The organism is Methylosinus sp. shoA, from assembly GCF_059718125.1.
On sequence record NZ_AP046091.1, the window covers coordinates 4,322,936 to 4,343,981 of the forward strand.

At 67.0% G+C, this 21,046-nt stretch carries 19 protein-coding genes; 6 read left to right on the forward strand and 13 right to left on the reverse strand.

All coding sequences use genetic code 11. From position 1 onward, the window contains the following. Positions 1-67: 67 nt before the first annotated feature. Positions 68-1,972, reverse strand: a complete 1,905-nt coding sequence (locus AC6IW9_RS20325; RefSeq protein WP_497766667.1) for an ABCB family ABC transporter ATP-binding protein/permease — start codon at positions 1,970-1,972, stop codon at positions 68-70. 172 nt (positions 1,973-2,144) lie between these two features. On the opposite strand from AC6IW9_RS20325, the gene AC6IW9_RS20330 reads away from it, so the two are divergent. Then, a complete protein-coding gene (locus tag AC6IW9_RS20330) occupies positions 2,145-2,750 on the forward strand; it encodes an LOG family protein (protein WP_497766668.1) in 606 nt (201 codons plus the stop codon). Positions 2,751-2,798: 48 nt separating this feature from the next. On the opposite strand, the gene cimA is transcribed toward AC6IW9_RS20330, so the two are convergent. From cimA to AC6IW9_RS20345, 3 genes are read right to left on the reverse strand one after another with little or no spacing between them, the layout of a single operon-like run. Continuing rightward, positions 2,799-4,394, reverse strand: coding sequence for a citramalate synthase (cimA, locus tag AC6IW9_RS20335; RefSeq protein WP_497766669.1), 1,596 nt, complete (start codon positions 4,392-4,394; stop codon positions 2,799-2,801). Further along, positions 4,391-4,894, reverse strand: coding sequence for a GNAT family N-acetyltransferase (locus AC6IW9_RS20340; RefSeq protein WP_497766670.1), 504 nt, complete (start codon positions 4,892-4,894; stop codon positions 4,391-4,393). The genes cimA and AC6IW9_RS20340 overlap by 4 nt, the downstream gene beginning before the upstream one ends. Positions 4,895-4,896: 2 nt before the next feature. Continuing rightward, positions 4,897-5,094, reverse strand: coding sequence for a hypothetical protein (locus tag AC6IW9_RS20345; protein WP_497766671.1), 198 nt, complete (start codon positions 5,092-5,094; stop codon positions 4,897-4,899). Here AC6IW9_RS20345 and AC6IW9_RS20350 point away from each other — a divergent pair. Beyond that, positions 5,093-5,470 (forward strand): endonuclease domain-containing protein, encoded by a 378-nt coding sequence (locus AC6IW9_RS20350; protein WP_497766672.1) that lies wholly within the window; start codon positions 5,093-5,095, stop codon positions 5,468-5,470. The two genes, AC6IW9_RS20345 and AC6IW9_RS20350, sit on opposite strands and share 2 nt — an antisense overlap. A 185-nt stretch (positions 5,471-5,655) precedes the next feature. Here the strand turns inward: AC6IW9_RS20350 and cysS are convergent, their stop codons facing one another. Next, positions 5,656-7,020 (reverse strand): cysteine--tRNA ligase, encoded by a 1,365-nt coding sequence (cysS, locus tag AC6IW9_RS20355; RefSeq protein ID WP_497766673.1) that lies wholly within the window; start codon positions 7,018-7,020, stop codon positions 5,656-5,658. A 189-nt stretch (positions 7,021-7,209) separates the two neighbouring features. On the opposite strand from cysS, the gene AC6IW9_RS20360 reads away from it, so the two are divergent. From AC6IW9_RS20360 to AC6IW9_RS20370, 3 genes are all read left to right on the forward strand, one after another. Next, complete coding sequence (locus AC6IW9_RS20360; protein WP_497766674.1) at positions 7,210-7,881, forward strand: spermidine synthase; 672 nt, start codon at positions 7,210-7,212, stop codon at positions 7,879-7,881. A 75-nt stretch (positions 7,882-7,956) separates the two neighbouring features. After that, the gene (locus tag AC6IW9_RS20365) at positions 7,957-9,378 is read left to right on the forward strand and encodes a DegQ family serine endoprotease (protein ID WP_497766675.1); all 1,422 of its coding nucleotides are present in this window, start codon (positions 7,957-7,959) and stop codon (positions 9,376-9,378) included. 188 nt (positions 9,379-9,566) lie between these two features. Then, positions 9,567-10,439, forward strand: a complete 873-nt coding sequence (locus tag AC6IW9_RS20370) for a right-handed parallel beta-helix repeat-containing protein (protein ID WP_497766676.1) — start codon at positions 9,567-9,569, stop codon at positions 10,437-10,439. 65 nt (positions 10,440-10,504) lie between these two features. Here AC6IW9_RS20370 and AC6IW9_RS20375 read toward each other — a convergent pair whose 3' ends face one another. The 4 genes from AC6IW9_RS20375 to sucD form a co-directional block, all read right to left on the reverse strand. Then, entirely contained in the window at positions 10,505-10,774 is a 270-nt protein-coding gene (locus AC6IW9_RS20375) for a BQ00720 family protein (protein WP_497766677.1), read from the reverse strand. Between the two features lie 125 nt (positions 10,775-10,899). Beyond that, positions 10,900-12,159, reverse strand: coding sequence for a 2-oxoglutarate dehydrogenase complex dihydrolipoyllysine-residue succinyltransferase (gene odhB / locus AC6IW9_RS20380; RefSeq protein WP_497766678.1), 1,260 nt, complete (start codon positions 12,157-12,159; stop codon positions 10,900-10,902). A gap of 2 nt (positions 12,160-12,161) precedes the next feature. Further along, positions 12,162-15,164, reverse strand: a complete 3,003-nt coding sequence (locus tag AC6IW9_RS20385) for a 2-oxoglutarate dehydrogenase E1 component (RefSeq protein WP_497766679.1) — start codon at positions 15,162-15,164, stop codon at positions 12,162-12,164. A 322-nt stretch (positions 15,165-15,486) separates the two neighbouring features. After that, positions 15,487-16,371, reverse strand: coding sequence for a succinate--CoA ligase subunit alpha (sucD, locus tag AC6IW9_RS20390; RefSeq protein WP_497766680.1), 885 nt, complete (start codon positions 16,369-16,371; stop codon positions 15,487-15,489). A 365-nt stretch (positions 16,372-16,736) separates the two neighbouring features. Here sucD and AC6IW9_RS20395 point away from each other — a divergent pair, with 365 nt between their 5' ends. After that, positions 16,737-17,615, forward strand: coding sequence for an alpha/beta fold hydrolase (locus AC6IW9_RS20395; RefSeq protein ID WP_497766681.1), 879 nt, complete (start codon positions 16,737-16,739; stop codon positions 17,613-17,615). 12 nt (positions 17,616-17,627) lie between these two features. Here the strand turns inward: AC6IW9_RS20395 and AC6IW9_RS20400 are convergent, their stop codons facing one another. From AC6IW9_RS20400 to lpxC, 4 genes are all read right to left on the reverse strand, one after another. Beyond that, positions 17,628-18,581, reverse strand: a complete 954-nt coding sequence (locus AC6IW9_RS20400) for a tyrosine recombinase (RefSeq protein WP_497766682.1) — start codon at positions 18,579-18,581, stop codon at positions 17,628-17,630. 7 nt (positions 18,582-18,588) lie between these two features. After that, the gene (locus AC6IW9_RS20405) at positions 18,589-18,732 is read right to left on the reverse strand and encodes an oxidoreductase (RefSeq protein ID WP_497766683.1); all 144 of its coding nucleotides are present in this window, start codon (positions 18,730-18,732) and stop codon (positions 18,589-18,591) included. A gap of 129 nt (positions 18,733-18,861) precedes the next feature. Then, a complete protein-coding gene (locus AC6IW9_RS20410; RefSeq protein ID WP_497766684.1) occupies positions 18,862-19,647 on the reverse strand; it encodes a L,D-transpeptidase in 786 nt (261 codons plus the stop codon). A 328-nt stretch (positions 19,648-19,975) separates the two neighbouring features. Further along, positions 19,976-20,896, reverse strand: a complete 921-nt coding sequence (gene lpxC, locus AC6IW9_RS20415) for a UDP-3-O-acyl-N-acetylglucosamine deacetylase (RefSeq protein WP_497766685.1) — start codon at positions 20,894-20,896, stop codon at positions 19,976-19,978. Between the last annotated feature and the right edge of the window lie 150 nt (positions 20,897-21,046).

Sequence of the window (21,046 nt, forward strand, 5' to 3'; positions counted from 1 at the left end):
CGCTTCGAGACGCAGGCAAGTCCTTCGCGGACTCCTCGAGGCGCTGGGACGTCGTTTCGAAAACGACTCAGACGGACGCTTCTTCCTCCTCTCTCTCCTCCTGCTCCGCCGCACGGCGCAACGCGCGCTCGGCGGCGTCGGCCTCGCGCTGGCGGCTCCACATCGCGGCATAGACGCCGCCCCGCGCCAGCAATTGCCGATGCGAGCCCCGCTCGACGATGCAGCCTCGATCGAGGAACAAGATCTCGTCCGCATCGACGACGGTCGACAGGCGATGCGCGATGACGATCGTCGTGCGCCCGCGCGACACGCGCGAGAGAGCCTCCTGAATCTCATGCTCGGTGAAGCTGTCCAGCGCCGACGTCGCCTCGTCCAGAATGAGGATCGGCGGCCCTTTGAGAATGGTGCGGGCGATGGCGACGCGCTGCTTCTCGCCACCCGAGAGTTTCAGCCCGCGCTCGCCGACCTGCGCGTCATAGCCGTCCGGCGCGGAGCGGACGAAATCGTGGATCTGCGCGAGCCGCGCCGCCTCGCGCACCTCCTCCATGCCCGCGTCCCAGCGGCCGTAGCGAATATTATAGGCGATGGTGTCGTTGAACAGCACCGTATCCTGCGGCACCATGCCGATGGCGTCGCGCAGGCTGCGCTGCGTCACCGCGGAAATATCCTGTCCGTCGATGAGGATGCGGCCGGACTGCGGCTCGTAGAAGCGGAACAGGAGACGCGAGATCGTCGATTTGCCGGCGCCCGACGGCCCGACGATGGCGATGGTCGCGCCGGGCGGCGCCGCGAAGGAGACGCCGCGCAGGATCGGCCGCTGCGGATCATAGGCGAAAGCGACATTGTCGAAGACGACGCGCCCTTCGCAGACGACGAGATCGCGCGCGCCCGGCTTGTCGGCGATCTCCGGCTGCTCGGAGAGAATGGCGAACATCTTCTCGATGTCGACGATCGCCTGACGCGTCTCGCGATAGAGCGTGCCCATGAAATTGAGCGGCTGATAGAGCTGGATCATCATGGCGTTGACCAGCACGAAATCGCCGACGCTGTTGCGTCCCGATCTCACGTCATAGGCGCACATCGCCATGATGGCGGTGAGCCCGGCCGTGTAGATGAAGGCTTGGCCGGCGTTGAGCACGGCGAGCGAGACATAGGATTGGACGCTCGCGCTCTCATAGAGCGCCATGGATTTGTCGTAGCGCTCGGCCTCGCGCCGCTCGGCGCCGAAATATTTCACCGTCTCGTAATTGAGCAGGCTATCGATCGCCTTCACATTGGCGTCGACGTCGCTCTCGTTCATCGCGCGGCGGATGGCGATGCGCCAATTGGTGGCGATGAGCGTGTAGACGAGAAAGGCGGCGATCGTCAGAGCCGCGGCAAGCGCATAGGCGAGATCGAACTGCACGAGGAGCACGCCGAGCACGAGAATGAATTCGATGACCGTCGGCGCGGCCGTCGACATCACGAGGCGCGTCAGCGTCTCTATGGCTTCGCGGCCGCGCTCGAGCACGCGCGTGAGCCCGCCGGTCTTGCGGGAAATATGGAAGCGCAGCGAGAGTTGGTGCATATGCACGAAGACATGGTCGGCGAGCCGCCGCACCGCATGCATGGCCACCGCCGCGAACAGAGCGTCGCGCGCTTGCGTCAGGAACGCATAGAGCGTGCGCAGCGCGCCATAGAGAATCGTGAACGCGACAGCGCCGATCAGCACGGGCGCGGCGTCGCCGTTCGCGAGCGAATCGGCCGCCCATTTGAAGGCGAAGGGAACGGCCATGTTCACCAATTTGCCGATGACGAGCAGGACCAGCGCGATCAAAACGCGCCGCTCGAGATCACGCCGTCCCTTCGGCCAGATATAGGGCCAGAGCCCGCGGATCGTCGCCATTACGGAAACGTCGCCGAGAGGCTTTTCGATCTCCTCGGCCGCCCCATGTACCGAAGCTTCCGCGTCGTCTTGCTCGACTTGTCGCATCACCCTCGTCCCGTCCCCTCGTGCAGGAGCAGCATCCATGACTTCCAATGTCCATATAAGAGCTTTACGGGGGGAACGCACGAGCGTCCCGGCGGCGTCGCTGTCGGCGGCTCGAGGAGAAGGCTCGAGCGCCGGCCTTGACGCGAACGCGCCGTCGCGCCATCAACATTGCATGAATGATCGTCGGAAGATCGAGCGCATTTGCGTTTATTGCGGCTCCTCCACGGGCGATGATCCGGTCTTCGCGCAGGCGGCCGAAGCGCTCGGCGCGGCGATCGCGCGCGAGAAGATGGAGCTCGTATTCGGCGGCGGCTCATGCGGGCTGATGGGCGTCGTCGCCGGCGCGGCGCTCGCCCATGGCGCGCGCGTCACCGGAATCATTCCAGGTTTTCTCGACGAACGCGAGATCGCGCTGCCGACCGTCTCCGAACTGCAGGTCGTTCCCGACATGCATACGCGCAAACGGCTGATGTTCGAGAAATCCGACGCTTTCGTGGCGCTGCCGGGGGGCGTCGGCACGCTCGAAGAGCTGACCGAGCAATTGACATGGATTCAGCTCGGCCGCCACAGCAAGCCGCTCGTCATCGCCGACATCGGCGGCTTCTGGAAGCCGCTGCTGTCGCTGTTCGCGCATATGCACAACGCCGGCTTCATCCGTCCGGGCTATGAGGTGCGCTATATGGTGGCCGAGCGTATCGAGGACGTGATCCCCATGCTGCGCGCCGTCCACCTGCCGAAGCAGGAAGGCGAGGAGCAGGACATAGAGCGGCATTTTTGAAATCGAGGGCGTCCCTTCTCCCGCTCGCGGGAGAAGGGACGCGCGAACTCACTTCGCTCCCGACTTCACCAGCTTATACACGATCGCGTCGACGAGCGCCTCGAAGGAGGCGTCGACGACATTGGGCGAAACGCCGACGGTCGACCAGATCTCGCCCTGGGCGCCGGCGCATTCGACCAGCACGCGCGTCACCGCATCCGTGCCGCCCTGGAACACGCGCACGCGATAATCGACGAGCTTCACATCCTCGATGAAGGATTGATACTTGCCGAGGTCCTTGCGCAGCGCGACGTCGAGCGCGTTGATCGGGCCGTTGCCCTCGGCGGCGGAGATCGTCGATCTGCCGTCGATGCGCAGCTTCACGATCGCCTCGGCGCCCGCGTCCTCGACGCCGAGATCGGCGCCGAAGCGGCGGTCGACCGCGACGCTGTAGCGCTCTATGTCGAAATAATGCGGCAGCTCGCCGAGCACGCGCTTGGCGAGCAGAAAGAAGGATGCGTCGGCGCCTTCATAGGCATAGCCCTGCGCCTCCTTCTCCTTCACTTCCTCGAGCAGGCGCGTCAGGCGCGGATCGTCCTTGCGCAGCGTCAGCCCGAGGCGCTCGAGCTCGGCGACGATATTGGATTTTCCGGCCTGATCCGACACCAGCACGCGGCGCCGGTTGCCGACGCTCTCGGGCGGCACATGCTCGTATGTGCGCGGATCGGCGAGCACGGCGGAGGCGTGAATGCCGGCCTTGGTGGCGAAGGCGCTGGCGCCGACATAGGGCGCGTGCCGGTTCGGCGCGCGATTCAGCAATTCGTCGAGCGCATGGCTCGCGCGCGTCAAGCCCGTGAGGCTCTCGCGCGTCACGCCGATCTCGAAGCGCTCGGCGAATTCGCTCTTGAGCAGCAGAGTGGCGATGATCGTCGTGAGATTGGCGTTGCCGCAGCGCTCGCCCAATCCGTTCAGCGCGCCCTGGATCTGCCGCACGCCGCCGCGCACCGCGGCGAGCGAGACGGCGACCGCCTGTCCCGTGTCGTCATGCGCATGAATGCCGAGCCGCTCGCCCGGAATGACGCGCGCGACTTCCGACACGATGCGTTCCACCTCATGCGGCAGCGAGCCGCCATTGGTGTCGCAGAGCACGATCCATCTCGCGCCGGCTTCGTGCGCTGCAATGGCGCAGGCGAGCGCATAATCGCGATTGTCCGCGTAGCCGTCGAAGAAATGCTCGCAATCGACGAGAACCTCCTTGCCGCGTGCGACAGCGGCGGCGACGGATTGGCGAATGCCGTCGAGATTGTCGTCGAGCGTCGAGCGCAGCGCGACGCGCACTTGATAGTCCCACGCCTTGGCGACGAAGGTCACGCAATCGCAATCGGCGTCGAGCAGCGCCGCGACGCCCGGATCATTCGCGGCGGAGCGGCCCTGCCGGCGCGTCATGCCGAAGGCGGCGAAGCGCGCCTTGATTTGCGGACGCTTCGCGAAGAATTCCGTGTCGAGCGGATTGGCGCCGGGATAGCCGCCTTCGATGTAATCGATGCCGAGATCGTCGAGCAGCGTGGCGATCTGGCGCTTGTCGGCGAGCGAGAAATCGACGCCCGTCGTCTGCGCGCCGTCGCGCAAGGTCGTATCGAAGATCGTCAGTCTCTCCCGCGTCATCGCGCCTGCGCCTTTTCGTCCAGCGTCTTCTTCATCGTGGTGTTGCCGAGCCATTCGCCGCGCAATTCGCGCATGTTTCGCCGATAGGGGACATAGCCGCGCGCGGCGAAGAAATCGCGCGCCGTGTCGGACGCGTCAACGCTGATCTCGCGCGCGCCGCGCCCGCGCGCGAGTTTCTCGAGCGCGTCCGCGAGCGCGGAGCCGACGCCGCGTCGCGCCGCGCGCGGATGGACATAGAGCATGTCGAGCAGCGTCCCGTCGCGCAGCGAAGCGAAGCCCGCGATCTTCCCCTCGAGCGAGGCGACGATGGTCAGCGCGGAGGCGAGGCGCCGCGCGAACGCCTCCTCGTCGTCGGCGCCGGCGGCCCAGGCGGCGCGCTGATCCTCGTCGTAATCCTCGGCGGCGAGCGTCTCGACGCTCTCGCGAAAGAGCTCCTCGAGCAGCGGCGCATCGGCCGGCAGGAAGGGACGAAGGCTCGGAGGCGGCGCGGCGCGGCCCATGGTCAGATCACCTCGAGCGCGCTCAGCACATGCCAGGCGAAGGCCGCGGCCAGAGCGAGGATGATGAGCTTGAAGAGGAGATACGAGGCCCAATGGCCGGGAAAGGGGAGGTATTTGCGCCAGTCGGTTTTAGGCATGGGCGTGTTCTCGCGGTTGCGACGCTTGATTTTGATGCGATCCGGCAGGAAGCTCGCGACCATGTCGAAGCTCACGCCCTTCGCACGGCGCTTGCGCGCCGCGAGCACACTCGCGGAAGCGCGGTTGTGGCGCGAGTTGCGGGCTTCGAAGCTCGACGGGTTGAAGTTTCGACGACAGACGCCGATCGGCGGATATATCGCAGACTTTTGTTGCTATGAGCTCGGCCTGACGATCGAACTCGACGGCAGGCATCATGCGGAGCAGCCGATCTCCGACGCGGAGCGCCGCACGGTGATCGAGAATCACGGCTATCTGGAGCTGCGTTTCACCAATGACGAGGTGAAGGAGCGGCTCGACTGGGTGCTGCAGGAAATCCGTCGCGCGGCGGACATTGCCCGTTGCCGCGCGCCGAGACGCCCGTTTCCGCGCCTGGACTAGATTCCGAGTCGTCGTGCGCGACTCCTTCTCCCATAGGGAGAAGGTGGCCCCGCGAAGCGGGGTCGGATGAGGGGAACCCCTCTCTCCGCGAAAGCGCCCGGCGCCGTAGCCCCTCACCCGGCCGCTCCGCGGCCACCCTCTCCCTATGGGAGAGGGGTTGTGCGAGCTTGGAAAGGTGGTGAGCGTCACCGCTTCACCTCCCAGCTCGTCGTGCCGTCCTTATTGTCTTTCAGCACGACGCCCATGGCGGCGAGCTCGTCGCGGATGCGGTCGGACTCGGCCCAGTTTTTTTCTGCACGGGCGGAGAGGCGGCTCTCGATCAGCCCGGCGACCTTCTCCACATCGATCTCTTGCCGCGTCTCTTCCTCCACCCAGCGCGAATAGGCGCGAACATCGACGCCGAACAGCTTCAGCGCGCCATCCAGCTCCGCCCCACCGAGCTCGTGCAGAGAAGCGAGGGCCAGCGGCGTGTTGAGGTCGTCGGCGAGCGCGTTCAGCACATCGCGCGAGACGCCGGGCGCAGCGCATGCGTCGCCGACCTGCGCGCTCCATTTGCGCAGGCTCGCCTCCGCCTCCTCCAGCGCCTTCACGGTGAAATCGATCGGCTGGCGGTAATGCGTCCTCAGCATGGCGAGCCGCAGAACCTCGCCCGGCCATTTGCGCCCGCCGAAATTCTCCGTGTGCAGCAATTCGTGAATGGTCACGAAATTCCCCAGGCTCTTGGACATCTTCTCGCCCTCGACCTGCAGGAAGCCGTTGTGCATCCAGTAATTCGCCATCGCCTCATGGCCGAAGGCGCAGCGCGTCTGGGCGATCTCGTTCTCGTGATGCGGAAAGACGAGATCGATTCCGCCGCCGTGAATGTCGAAAGTTTCGCCGAGATGCTTCCACGACATGGCGGAACATTCGAGATGCCAGCCCGGCCGCCCGCGCCCCCAAGGCGAATCCCAGCCGGGCTCGCTCTCCTTGGACGGCTTCCACAGCACGAAATCCATGTCGCCGCGCTTATAGGGCGCGACGTCGACGCGCGCGCCGGCGATCATCTCGTCGAGCGGGCGGCGCGACAGCCGGCCGTAATCGGCCATGGACGGCACGTCGAACAGCACATGGCCGTCCGCCGCATAAGCATGACCGGAGGCGACGAGCTTCTCGACGATGGCGATCATCTCGGCGATATGCTCGGTCGCGCGCGGCTGCACGCTCGGCTCGAGGCAGCCGAGCGCCGCGACATCGGCCTGGAAAATGGCGTTGGTGCCCTCGGTCAGCTCGCGGATCGAGATGCCGCGCTCGGCGGCGCGGGCGTTGATCTTATCGTCGACATCGGTGATGTTGCGGACATAAGTCACATGCTCGGCGCCATAGAGATGGCGCAGCAGGCGGAACAGCACGTCGAAGACGATCAGCGGCCGGGCGTTGCCGATATGGGCGTAGTCATAGACGGTCGGCCCGCAGACATACATGCGCACATCGGCCGGGTCGAGCGGCCGGAAATCCTCCTTGGCGCGCGTCAGCGTATTGTAGAGCTTCAAAACGGGAGCGTCGGACGGCATGATTTCCCCTCGGCCTGCCGGCCCGGGCGTCATGGCGTTTCGATGAGGGACGTGACGGCTCCGGCCAGCGATTTCGCTAGCTGATAATGATCCGACAAATGCGGGAGCGGAGCGTGCGCATCATGACGCCAACATGCGCGCTCCCGCGGTCCGCGTCAAGGCGCCGCGGCGCGGAACGAGGCGGAACAGATGATCGAAAGCTGGGAAGAGCTCGCCCGCGCCCGGACGGCGGCGGGCGACGAGCTGATCCTTCGCCGTCGCGCCGGAATCTTCGAGATCCGCTGCAATGGTTATGAGCTCATGTCCAATCGCGCACATCGCTCCGAGGAGGCGCTGGCGCAGCTGGCGCTCGAAGAGACGGGCGGGTCGGCGCGGCGCATTCTCGTCGGCGGCCTCGGCCTCGGCTTCACCTTGCGCGCCGCGTTGAACGCCGCCCCGCGCGAGGCGCGCGTCGCGGTTTGCGAACTGCTGCCCGAGATCGTCGCCTGGAACCGCGGTCCGCTGGCCTCGCTCGCCGCTCGTCCGCTCGACGATCCTCGCGTCGAGCTGCGCGTCGGCGACGTCGCCGCGCTCCTCGCGGCGGCGCGCGAATCTTTCGACGCCGTGCTTCTCGACGTCGACAATGGCCCGGACGCGCTCTCCTGCGCGGCCAATGGCGCGCTCTATTCGCCCGAGGGCCTCGCTCGCCTGCGGCGGGCGCTGGCTCCGCAGGGCGTGCTGGCCGTGTGGTCCGCCGATCCGTCGCCGGTTTTCGAAGCGGCGCTCACGGAAGGGAGATGGGCTTGGCGCGCGCAAGACATTCCGGCGCGCGGCATCGCGGGCGATCCTCTGCATCTGATCTATACGGCGCGCCGTTCCTGAGCGCCGAATTCCACGAGGCGGTCGCTTTTCGCGCTAATATGCGGCCCGCGAATCTATCCTCGAGAGGATCGGCGAATGCGACTTTCCTGGCGTCAACTCATTGCGGCGGCTTTTCTTTGCGCGCTCGGAGCGGCGGCGCGCGCCGGCCTTTCGGACGCGCGCGCGCAACAACGCGTCGCGCCGCAATCGCACGCGGACGCCGTTCTCTCCTTCTCGCCGATCGTCAAGAAGGCGACGCCGGCGGTCGTGAATGTCTTCGCGACGCGCGTGGAGCAGCGGCCGGTCAATCCCTTCTTCGACGATCCGATCTTCCGCCGCTTCTTCGGCGAGGGCGGCAGCCCGCGCGGCCCGACCGCGCAGTCGCTCGGCTCCGGCGTCATCGTCGATCCGGCCGGACTCGTCGTCACCAATAATCACGTCATCGAAGGGATGACCGACGTGAAAGTGTCGCTCGCCGACAAACGCGAGATTCCGGCCAAGATTCTGCTGCGCGACCCCCGCACCGATCTCGCCGTGCTGAAGCTGACCGAGGGCGCGAGCTTTCCAACCATGGAGCTCGGCGATTCGGACGCGCTCGAGGTCGGCGATCTGACGCTCGCCATCGGCAACCCCTTCGGCGTCGGGCAGACGGTGACGCAGGGCATCGTCTCGGCGCTCGCCCGCACGCAAGTCGGCATCTCCGACTACGGCTTCTTCATCCAGACCGACGCCTCCATCAATCCCGGCAATTCGGGCGGTCCGCTCGTCGACATGAACGGGCGCGTCGTCGGCATCAATTCGGCGATCTTCTCCAAGTCCGGCGGCTCGGTCGGCATCGGCTTCGCGATCCCGGTCAATATGGTCAAGATCGTCGTCGCGGCGGCGAAGGGCGGCGGACGTCAGGTGAAGCGGCCATGGCTGGGCGCAACGCTGCAGAATCTGTCCAAGGAGATTTCCGACGGCCTCGGGCTCGAGCGGCCGGCGGGCGCCCTCATCGCCGATCTCTTCGCCAAGGGGCCGGCGTCCGAGGCGGGGCTGAAGCGCGGCGACGTCATCGTCTCGGTCGACGGCCAGTCGGCCGATGATCCGGAGGCGGTCGGCTATCGGCTCGCCACCAGGCCGCTCGGCGGCCAGGCGACGCTCGGCGTGCTGCGCGGCGGCAAGACCGTGTTCCTGCCGCTGCGTCTTTCCCCGGCGCCGGAGACGCCGGCGCGCGACCCGGTGAAGGTGAAGGGCGCGTCGCCTTTCGCGGGGGCGACCGTGGTCAATCTGTCGCCGGCGGTGATCGAGGAGCTGTCCGTACAGGGCGTCGCGACCGGCGTGGCGGTGACGGAGATCGACGAAGATTCGGTCGCCGCGCGGCTCAATCTGCAGAAGGGCGACGTGATCCTCGCCATCAATGACGAGAAAATCGGCACGACGCGCGAGCTGGAGCAGGCGACCGGCGGCCGCCGCTATTATTGGAAGATCACCTTGGCGCGCGGCGGCCAGGTGTTCACGACGGTGGTGGGGGGATAGGAGGCGCCATCATGCGCCGTCGGCCGGCGTCTTGGCCGTCGGCGCATCTTCCGGCTCGCCGCGCCGCTCTCGCCTCGCATAGCCGGCGCGTGCTGAGCCGCACATAATTCATGAGAGGAACCAACTAGATCTCCGCCATCGACAGAGCGGCGCCGGGCCGCTCCGAAACGAGAAACAGGAGATCGAAAATGTTCGCTTCCTTCGCTTCCAAGACCCTTCGCTCGGCTCTGCTCGCGATCCTGCCCTGCGCGTTCGCCGCTCCGGCCTTCGCGGCCTCGCCCGTCACCTATGTCTCGGCGACCGGAGCCGACGCCGGCGCCTGCGCCACCGCCGCCACCGCCTGCCGCACCTTCGCCTACGCCATCGGCCAGACCTCGCCGGGCGGCGACATGAAGGCCATCGACGCCGGAGAGTTCGGACCCTTCCTCGTCAACAAGGCGATCTCCGTCACCGGCGTGCCGGGCGCCAGCGCCGGCCAGAGCGGTCCCTTCGACGTGATCACCGTCACCGCCGCCGTCACCGACGCCGTCAACATCAGCGGCCTCACCATCCAGGGCCTCAACAACACCGGCTTCGTCGGCGTGAAGGTCAATTCCGCAGGCTTCGTGACGATCAAGAACTGCCATCTGCGCAATCTCAAGGGCACGGGCGTCCTCTTCTCCGCCGCCGGCGCCGCCGGCGGCAAGTCGCGCTATCTCATCGAGGACACGACCATCGCCAAGGTCGGCGGCCACGGCATTTTCCTCAGCGCCAACACCAATGTCGCCGACGGCATTATCAGCCGGGTCTCGATCAACGGCGCCACGAGCGCCGGCGTCGCCTCGGAAAAGTTCAGCTATGCCGATGTGACCGACACGGTCGTCGTCAACAGCGGGATGGGCTTCAAGGCCGGCTCCAACGGCTGGATCCAGCTCGCCCGCTCCACCGCCATGGCCAACACGACCGGCCTCCTCATCGATCCCAACGCCTATGCGGTGTTCAGCACCGGCAATAATCTCATCTACCACAACAGCAGCGCCAACATCTCCGGCGGAGCCCCCTCCCTGCTGCCGCTCAAATGACGACGACATCATAGACTAGCGAAGGAGGCCTCGGCGCCCGCGCCGAAGCCTCCTTCTTACGCTCGTCAGTGGAGGCTGACGGTCTGCAGCTGGTGCTCCCAGGCGTTGGCTCTGGCGCCTTCTTCCGTATCGGCGAGCACGATCGGGCTGCCGTCGGCGCCGAGCAGAGCGAAGAGGGTGATGCCCGGCTGGATCGGAGGAGCCTGAGGATAGAGCCGCGTCACATCCTCCGACCGCATCGTCCTCACATAGGCGATGGATCCATCGCCGAGATGGGCGAATTGCTCGGGGGTCAGAGGGGGGAGCTTTCTCTCGGTTGCAGTCTTGCCTTCCATGACATTCTCCTCGGCGGTCGACACGACCCGCCTGACGGGCGCCTACCTTCGTAGCACAGGAGATATTTGTACATCGTAGCCCCGGATTGTTAGGGGCCGGCTTGCGGATTTCGATTCTGGTAACGCTACAGGTCGAGCACGAGCCGCGCCGGGTCCTCGAGCGACTCCTTGACCCGCACCAGAAAGCTCACCGCCTCCTTGCCGTCGACGATGCGATGGTCGTAGGAGAGGGCGAGATACATCATCGGCCTGATCTCGATCTTGCCGGCGACGACCACCGGCCGCTCCTCGATCTTGTGCATGCCGAGAATGCCCGATTGCGGGGCGTTGAGGATCGGCGTCGACATCAACGAGCCATAGACGCCGCCGTTCGAAATGGTGAAGGTGCCGCCGGTCAGGTCCTCGAGGTCGAGCCGGCCCTCGCGGGCGCGGCGGCCGAATTCGCCGATCGCCTTCTCGATCTCGGCGACGCCGAGGCGGTCGGCGTCGCGCACCACCGGCACGACCAGGCCCTTATCCGTGCCCACGGCCACGCCGATGTGGCAGTAATGCTTGTAGATCACGTCGGCGCCGTCGATCTCGGCGTTGACGGCGGGGATCTCCTCGAGCGCCCTGCAGCAGGCCTTCACGAAGAAGCCCATGAAGCCGAGCTTCACATGGTGCTTCTTCTCGAACAGGTCCTTGTAGCGGTTGCGCAGCGCCATCACCGCCGACATGTCGACCTCGTTGAAGGTCGTCAGCATGGCGGCGGTCGATTGCGCCTCCTTGAGGCGCTTGGCGATCGTTTGGCGCAGGCGCGTCATGCGCACGCGCTCCTCCCGCTGCGCGTCGCCCGGCGCGGGCGTGGGGCGCGGGGCCGGCGGGACGACGACCGGAGCGGGAGACGCGGGCGGCTGCGCGGCGGGCGCCGGCGCCGGCCGGGCGGCGAGCGCCTCGACATCCTCCTTCAGCACCTGCCCCCGCTTGCCCGAACCGAAGACGCCCGAGAGGTCGAGGGCCCGCTCGCGGGCGATCTTGGCGGCGGACGGGGCCGGCGGACGGGGCTCCTCGGCGACCGCCGCGCCGACCGCGACCGCAATGGGCTCGGGCGGCGGCGGGGCCGAAACCACGGCCACGACCGGAGCGGCCGCCCGCGGCGCGGCGGCGGCGGCGCCGTCCGAAATCTGGCCGAGCAGCGCTCCTGGAGTCACCGTTTCGCCGTCCTTGGCCAGCACCTCGGCCAGCACGCCGGCGGCCGGGGCGTTCACCTCGAGGGTCACCTTGTCGGTCTCGAGCTCGACCAGCGGCTCGTCGGCGGCGACGGGATCGCCCGCCTTCTTGAACCAACGGCCGATCGTCGCCTCGGTGACCGATTCGCCGAGCGTGGGGACGCGGATTTCCGTCATGATCACTCCGCCGCCATGGAAGAGACGCGCGCCGAGAAGGCCTCGTCGAGAAAGGCGCGAAGCTGCGCCTGATGCTTGGACATCGTGCCGGCGGCCGTCGCGGCCGAGGCCGGCCGGCCGATGTAGCGCGCGCGCTTCGACTGGCCGCCGACCTGGGTCAGCACCCATTCGAGATAAGGCTCGACGAAGAACCACGCGCCCATGTTCTTGGGCTCTTCCTGACACCAGGAGACATCGGCCTGCTTGAAGCGCGACAGCATGGTGACGAGGCCCTTGAGCGGGAAGGGATAGAGCTGCTCCACGCGCAGCAGATAGACGTCATTGGCGCCGCGCGCCTCGCGCTCCTCCAGCAGATCGTAATAGACCTTGCCGGAACACATGATCACGCGGGCGATGCGATCGTCCGGCGCGAGGCGGAAAGAGTCGGACGGGTGCAGCTCGGCGTCGTCGGAGATGAAGCGGTGGAACATCGTTCCCTCGCCCATCTCGTCGAGGCGCGAGACGCAGCGCTTGTGGCGCAGCAGCGATTTCGGCGTCATCAGCACCAAGGGCTTGCGGATGTCGCGATGCAGCTGCCGGCGCAGGATGTGGAAGTAGTTCGCCGGCGTCGAGCAATTGGCGACCTGCATATTGTCCTCGGCGCAGAGCTGCAGATAGCGCTCGAGCCGCGCCGAGGAATGCTCCGGCCCCTGACCCTCGTAGCCGTGCGGCAGCAGGCAGACGAGGCCCGACATGCGCAGCCATTTGCGCTCGCCCGCCGACAGGAACTGGTCGAAGATCACCTGCGCGCCATTGGCGAAATCGCCGAATTGCGCCTCCCACAGCACCAGCGAGCGCGGCTCGGCGAGCGAATAGCCATATTCGAAGCCGAGCACCGCCTCTTCCGAGAGCATCGAATTGATGACCTCGAAACGCCCCTGCCCCTGGCCCAGATGATCGAGCGGCAGATAGCGCTGCTCGTTCTCCTGATCGACGAGCACGGAATGCCGCTGGGAGAAGGTGCCGCGCTCGCTGTCCTGGCCGGAGAGCCGGACATTGTAGCCTTCCGTGAGCAGAGAGCCGAAGGCCAGAGCCTCCGCCGTCGCCCAATCGATCCCGGCGCCGCTCACGATCGCCGCGCGTCGCGAATCGAGGAAGCGCTGGATCGTGCGATGAATGTGGAAGGTCTCGGGGACCTCGGTGAGATCGACGCCGATGCGGCGCAAAGTCTCGACCGGAACGCCGGTCTTGCCGCGCCGCTCGTCCTCCGAGGATTGATAGCCGGGCTTCACGCCCGCCCAGCGGCCGTCGAGCCAGTCCGCCTTGTTGGGCCTGTAGGATTGCGCCGCCTCCATCTCCTGCTCGAGGCGTTGGCGCCATTCGTTCTTGATCGCCTCGACGTCCTCGCGCGTGAGCTGCCCCTCGCCGATCAGCTTCTCGGCATAGAGATCGAAGGTCGTCTTGTGCGACCTGATCTTCTTGTACATCAGCGGCTGGGTGAAGGCCGGCTCGTCGCCCTCGTTGTGGCCGAAGCGGCGGTAGCACCACATGTCGATGACGACCGGCTTCTGGAATTGCTGGCGGAACTCCGTCGCGACGCGCGCGGCGTAGACGACCGCCTCCGGATCGTCGCCGTTCACGTGGAAGATCGGCGCCTCGACCATCTTCGCCACATCGGAAGGATAAGGCGAGGAGCGCGAATAGCGCGGATAGGTGGTGAAGCCGATCTGGTTGTTGATGATGAAATGCACCGAGCCGCCGGTGCGATGGCCCTTCAGCCCCGAGAGGCCGAAACATTCCGCGACGACGCCCTGTCCGGCGAAGGCCGCGTCGCCGTGGATCAGCAGCGGCATCACGCAGCGCCGCTCATTGTCGGCGCAATGATATTGATCCTGCTTCGCGCGCACCTTGCCGAGCACGACGGGATCGACGATCTCGAGATGCGAGGGATTGGCGGTGAGCGAGAGATGCACCTTGTTGCCGTCGAACTCGCGATCCGAGGAGGCGCCGAGGTGATATTTGACGTCGCCCGAGCCTTCGACCTCGTCCGGCAGGAAGGAGCCGCCCTTGAACTCGTGGAACAGCGCGCGATGCGGCTTGCCCATCACCTGGCACAGCACGTTGAGGCGGCCGCGATGCGCCATGCCGAGCACGATCTCCTTCGCGCCCAGCGCGCCGCCGCGCTTGATGATCTGCTCCAGCGCCGGAACGATCGCTTCGGCGCCGTCGAGGCCGAAGCGCTTCGTGCCAGTGTATTTCACGTCGAGGAATTTCTCGAAGCCTTCCGCCTCGACGAGCTTGCGCAGAATGGCCTTCTTGCCCTCGGCGGTGAAGGCGATCTCCTTTTTCGGTCCCTCGATGCGGGCCTGGATCCAGGCCTTCTCCTCGGGATTGGAGATATGCATGAACTCATAGCCGATCGGGCCGCAATAGGTGCGGCGCAGGATCGCGACCATCTCGAAGACGCTGGCGTATTTCATGCCCATCACGCCGTCGATGAAGATCTTGCGGTCGTAATCCTCGTCGGAGAAGCCATAGGTGCCGGGATGCAGTTCGCCATGGTCCTGGCGCTGCTCGAGCCCGAGCGGATCGAGATTGGCGTGCAGATGGCCGCGCATGCGATAGGCGCGGATCATCATCAGGGCGCGCACGCTGTCACGCGCGGCGCGCTGGATCTCCTCGGCCGAAGGCGCGGCCGCCTTTTCGGCTCCGGCCTCGGCGGGCGCGGACTTCGCCGGCTCGCCGCCGGCGAGCGCCGAGGCGAGTTCGTCGGTGGGAAGGATCGGCCAGCCGGGCCGCGCCCAGGACGGACGCGCCGGCGCTCTGCTTTCCCCCATGGCGCCGAGGCTCGCGAAATAGTCCCGCCAGGCCGGGCCGACAGACGAGGGGTCGGCCTCATAGGCCGCGAGCAGATGTTCGATATAAGCGGCGTCGACGCCCTGCAGAGCCTCGCCCTGCGACGCTGCGCTCCTGCGCGGCTGGGGAGCGTTTCCCGCCGAACCGCCATTCGTCTCGAGACGCGCCATTTTTGTTATCTCCCGAGCGTCGAGCTCGTCTCAAATAGAGCGAAATCTTTTTTACGCTTCATTACGATTTCGCTCCGTCGCCGGAGACGACGACACGCCGGCGCCTCGCGGCGTCGGCTCGTTCGTCGGGCCCGGCTTCTGGGTCGCCTGCGTGAAAAAGGGCGCTCATGAAGCCCCCACCCCGCCCCCGCTTCGCGGGAGAGCGCGTCGATTCCCCGCCTCGTCGACCGTGGGCGAGACGCCGTCCGCCCTCTCTCCCGCGGAGCGGAAGAGGGTGAGGAAGGCGGTTGTTCCGTGCGCGATTCGAATCGACGCTCACCCTTCAGCCGTTCAGCGTCTCGACGAGAGTCTTGCCGAGACGCGCGGGCGAAGGCGACACTCGGATCCCGGCCGCTTCCATCGCCGCGATCTTGCTCTCCGCGTCGCCCTTGCCGCCGGAGACGATGGCTCCGGCATGTCCCATGCGCCGCCCCGGCGGCGCCGTGCGGCCGGCGATGAAGCCGACCATCGGCTTCCTGCGGCCGCGCTTCGCCTCGTCCAGCAGGAACTGGGCCGCGTCCTCCTCGGCCGAGCCGCCGATCTCGCCGATCATGATGATGGATTTGGTGGCGTCGTCGGCCAGAAACAACTCCAGCACCTCGATGAAGTCGGTTCCCTTGACCGGATCGCCGCCGATGCCGACCGCGCTCGTCTGGCCGAGGCCCTCGCGCGTCGTCTGGAACACGGCCTCATAGGTGAGCGTGCCCGAGCGCGAGACGACGCCGACGGAGCCTTTGCTGAAGATGTTGCCCGGCATGATGCCGATCTTGCTCTCGCCCGCGGTGACGACGCCCGGGCAGTTCGGCCCGATGAGCCGCGACCTGGAGCCCGTGAGCGCGCGCTTGACGCGGATCATGTCGTGCACCGGCACGCCCTCGGTGATGGCGACGATGAGCGGGATCTCGGCGTCGATCGCCTCGCAAATGGCGTCGGCCGCGCCCGGCGGCGGCACATAGATGACGCTGGCGTCGGCGCCGGTCTTCTCCCGCGCCTCGGCGACCGTGTCGAAGACAGGGAGATCGAGATGCGTCGAGCCGCCCTTGCCCGGCGAGACGCCGCCGACCATGCGCGTGCCGTAGAGAATGGCCTGTTCCGAATGGAACGTGCCGTTCTTGCCGGTGAATCCTTGACAGATGACCTTAGTGTTCTTGTCGATGAGGACGGACATTTTGGCCCCTGGGGCGTCGCGGCGCAGTCTCGCCGCCGGAATCGGACCGCGGACCTCCCTCTCGGACGTTCTGTGGAGGGCGCCGCAGCGGATTTTCTGGCCGGGAGGCGCGTCTTGGCTGCGCTTCGGCCGGCACGCTCGCAAAATATCGAGACGGGCGGACTCCATCAAGACGCCGAGGCGCGGAAGGGGCTTCAGCTCCTGCGCGAAATTACGGCAGAATGCCCCTCCTTTCCCAGGGACGGAGAATTTCTAGGCGCCGGTCCGCCTCGCATCGCGCCCGAAAATGCAGGACGCGCCGTGCTCCGCGAGCCTATATCTTATCGGCGGGCCGCATCGCGGCCCGGAGCGAACGAGAGAGGCGCATGGATCGCCAGGCCGTGCGGCGCGAGAGCCGCTTTCTTTCCGCCGCGGACGGTCTGCGGCTGCATTTCGTCGACTACCTCCCCGCGCAGGGCGCCGATGCGACGCCGGTCGTCTGCCTGCCCGGCCTCACCCGCTCGGCCGAGGATTTCGAGCGGCTGGGCGAAGCGCTGGCGCTGCGCGGCCGGCGCGTGCTGGCGCTCGATTATCGTGGACGCGGCCTCTCCGACTGGGATCGCGATTGGCGCCGCTACAGCCTGGACGTCGAGGAAGCCGATATTCTGGCCGTGCTCGAGGCGGAGGGCGTGAGCAAAGCGAATTTCATCGGCACGTCGCGCGGCGGCATCCATGTGATGCGCTTCGCCGCGCGGCGGCCAGATCTTCTCCGCTCGGCAGTGGTCAACGACATCGGCCCGATCGTCGAGGCGGGCGGCTTGCGTCGCATCAAGAGCTATGTCGGTCGAATGCCGACGGTCCCCTCTCTCTCGATCGCGGTGGCCACGCTGAAGCTCGTCGCCGGCCCGCAATTCCCCGCGCTGACGCAAGACGAATGGGAGGCCTTCGGTCGCGCGAGCTTCGCCGAACGCGACGGGCGGCTGACGCTGCGCTACGATCCCGAGCTCGCCCATGTGCTGGACGATATCGGACCGGACAGCGGACCGCTGCTGTTCAAAGAGGAATGGAAGGCCATGGCGCCGATCCCTGCTCTCGTCATCCGCGGCGGCAATTCCGATCTCCTGTCGCCCGAGACGTTCGACGCCATGGGCGACGGCCACCCTCTGCTCGAGCGGCTGACGGTCGAAGGCCAGGGCCATGCGCCGCTGCTGCTGGACGCGCCGACGATCGCTGCGATCGCAGATTTTATCGAGCGGCGGGGGTAGCGAGAGGGTCCTTCATATCCCCGAATCTCGATCCGACAGCGGATGCAGATCGCGCACCATGGCGCGGATGCGCTCGTCGAGCACATGGGTATAGATTTGCGTCGTCGAAATATCGGCGTGGCCGAGCAATTCCTGCACGACGCGCAAATCGGCCCCGTTCTGCAGGAGATGGCTGGCGAAGGCGTGGCGCAGCGCATGCGGGCCGATGTCGCGCGAGACGAGCCCCGCGGCGTCGGCAATCGTCTTCAGATCGCGGGCGAAAGCCTGGCGCGTCAGATGCCCTTCGGCGGCGTCGGAGGGGAAGAGGAAAGGCGAACCTGCGAGTCCCGGCGCGTGCTTTGCGAGCAGCGCGCGATAGGCCGCGAGCGCGGCTCTGGCGCGCGGCGTCATCGGCGCGAGCCGCTCCTTCGACCCCTTGCCGCGCACGGTGAAGAAGTCGTCGCGGCTGCGCGCCGCGCTCGCGGGCAGCGAGACCAGCTCCGACACGCGAAGGCCGGTGGCGTAGAGCGTCTCGAGCAACGCGTAGAGCCGCGCCGCGCGCAGGCGCTCGCCCGGCGGGCGGCTCTCGTCGTCGAGCCCTTCCCGCGCCGTATCGAGCAGGCGCTCGACCTCGGCCATGGAGAGAATGTCCGGCGCGCTGCGCTGGCGGCGCGGGCCCTCGAGCGGAGCGGAGGGATCGTCGGCGCGATAACGGTCCACATAGAGGAACTTATGAAACTGGCGCAGCGCCGAGAGGCGTCGCGCGCTGGTCGCGGCGGTCATGCCGCGCGTTTCCAGCGCCGCGAGATAGGCGCGCAGCCCCTCGGTCGCGACGCCGAGCGGCTCGGCCCCGGAGCGCGCGAGATGCGCGACATAATCCTCGAGGTCGCGCCGATAGGCGTCGAGCGTGTTGCGCGCGGCGCCGCGCTCGGCGGCGAGCATGTCGAGAAAGGCGCCGATCAGCGGATGGCGCGTCGCCTCGCCCATGTCCCTCTCACTTGTTGAGACGCTGCGGATTGATCGTCTGCGTCATCTCGCGCGGCTGTGGCGCGACATAGGCGACGATCGCCAGCATGCCCGCATAGGCGAGGCCGGCGAGAATGGCGACGATGACCAAAAAGCGGATCAAACTGGGCAAGACGACGCCCTCTTCGTGGAAATCGACTCGGCGGGTATCGCCCGAAGCCGCAGCGAATGCAACGGCGCCGGCATGTCTAGAATATCGGCGCCGCCGGCGCATCCGTCCATGGCGGAAGCGGCGACAGAGTCAACGAACCACGACCCGCGTGCCGACATGCACGCGGTCGTAGAGGTCGATCACATCCGCGTTCATCATGCGGATGCAGCCGGAGGAGACGTTCTGGCCGATCGTGTAGGGCTCGTTGGTGCCGTGGATGCGATAGAGCGAGCCGCCGAGATAGAGCGCGCGCGCGCCGAGCGGATTGGCCGGACCGCCTGCCATATGATGCGGCAGATCGGGCCGGCGCGCCAGCATTTCGGGCGGCGGCGTCCAGTCCGGCCATTGCGCCTTGCGGGTGATCGGCTTGACCCCGGTCCAGGTGAAGCCCGGCCGGCCGACGCCGATCCCGTATCGGACCGCGCGGCCATGCGCGAGCACGTAATAGAGCAGCTTATTATTCGAATCGACGACGATCGTGCCCGGCCGCTCGCCGCCGCCGTAATCGACCTCCGCGCGCTGGAAGACCGGATCGATCTCCCGCTGCACATTGGCCTCCTGCGCCGGCGCATAGGCGGCGAGCTGCGTCCGGGACTGCGGCTGCGGCGCGCGACGCGCGTAAGTGGGGGTCGAGCCCGTCACCAGCAGCTCGATGAAGCCGCCCCCATAGGCCCCGGGGACGGCGGCGACCGCCGTCGGCGCCGGCTCGGGGATGCTGCTCGGCTCCGCCGGCGCCGCGAACAAACGGGCCGCTTCGCGTTCGCCTATGCCGGAGACGACGCGCGGCTCGGCGCGGGCGGCGCCCGAAGCGAAGGTCAGACAAAAGGCGGCCAGGAATGCGCCGCGCGGCGCAACTGTGCGTGAAGTTCTGAACATGGAACGCGTCACTTCCCCTGCGCCGGAACGAACAGGCGGCGCGATCGACGATCTATTCGCCGAGCAGGATAACCCCTCGATTTTAGTCGTAAATCGAAAGCATATGTAATGGTTATCGATCGACAAACAGCCGAGCTTTCGTAGAAATTCGGTAACTATATTTATAGTCGATATTCCATGAACCGCCCTCATCCCGAGACGCCCGCTTCGCAGGTCCCTCGGCGTGAGGGAGATGGTCAAATCCGCTCCCTCGTCCTGAGGCGCTTTTTGCCTTCGGCAAAAAGCCTCGAAGGACGCTCCAGAAGGCGGCGCTGGCGAGAACTCGACGTCAGCGCGAGGCGTCGACGCGCGCGGCCGGCCGGGCGTCCTGCTCCGCGTCGCCGGTCGTCTCATAGGCTGCAGGCGTCGCGAGCAGCGTCTCCAGGAGAGCGAGATTGAGGCGGTGGCCGCCGCGATAGGAGCGGAAGGAGCCGATGATCGGCGCGCCCGCGAGGGCGAGATCGCCGACGACGTCCAGCATCTTATGGCGCACGAATTCGTCGGCGAAGCGCAGCCCTTCCGGATTGAGGACGCGCCCGTCGGCGATCACGATCGTATTGTCGAGCGCGGCGCCGAGCGCGAGGCCCGAGCGCCACAGCCGCTCGGCGTCGGCGAGAAAGCCGAAGGTGCGCGCGCGGGCGAGCTCGGCGCGGAACCTCGCCGGCGTGAGAGAGAGCCGGCGGCGCATGCGGCCGATCGGCGCGCCGGGATAGGAGATTTCCACATCCATGTGGAAGCCGCCGGCGGGCGCGGGCGCGAGCTCCGCCCAGGCGGCGCCGTCGCAGACGCGCACCGGCGCGCGCACGCGGATCGCTCGCCGCGCCGCCGGCAGGGACACGATCCCCGCCTCGTCGATCGCGGCGACGAAGGCCGCCGCCGATCCATCCATCGCGGGGACTTCCGGTCCGTCGACGTCGACGACGGCGTTGTCGACGCGAAGGCCGCTCAGGGTCGCCATCAGATGCTCGATCGTGGCGACGCCGGCCGCGCCGGCCCCGATGCGCACGCTGAGATCGGTCGAGGAGACATTGCGCCGCAGCGCGGCGACGGGCTCCAGAGCATGGCCGCCGCGCAGGAACACGACGCCGCCCCCCGCGTCGCCGGGCGAAAGGATGATGCGCGCAGGCCGACCGCTATGCGCGCCAACGCCCTCCACCGTCGCGGTCGTCGCCAACGTCGTCTGCAGATTCGTCGATGGACGCGATCTCATGAGCTCATGCCGACCCGAGCAAGGAAACGACGGTCGATCGGGGCGCCGGATGGCGGACGTCCGAGGTCTCGCGCATTCGTGGTCACCATAATCGCGGCCGGGGCGCTTCGCCAGTCACGCTTTCTTACAGATTGTTACCAGCCGTCGCGA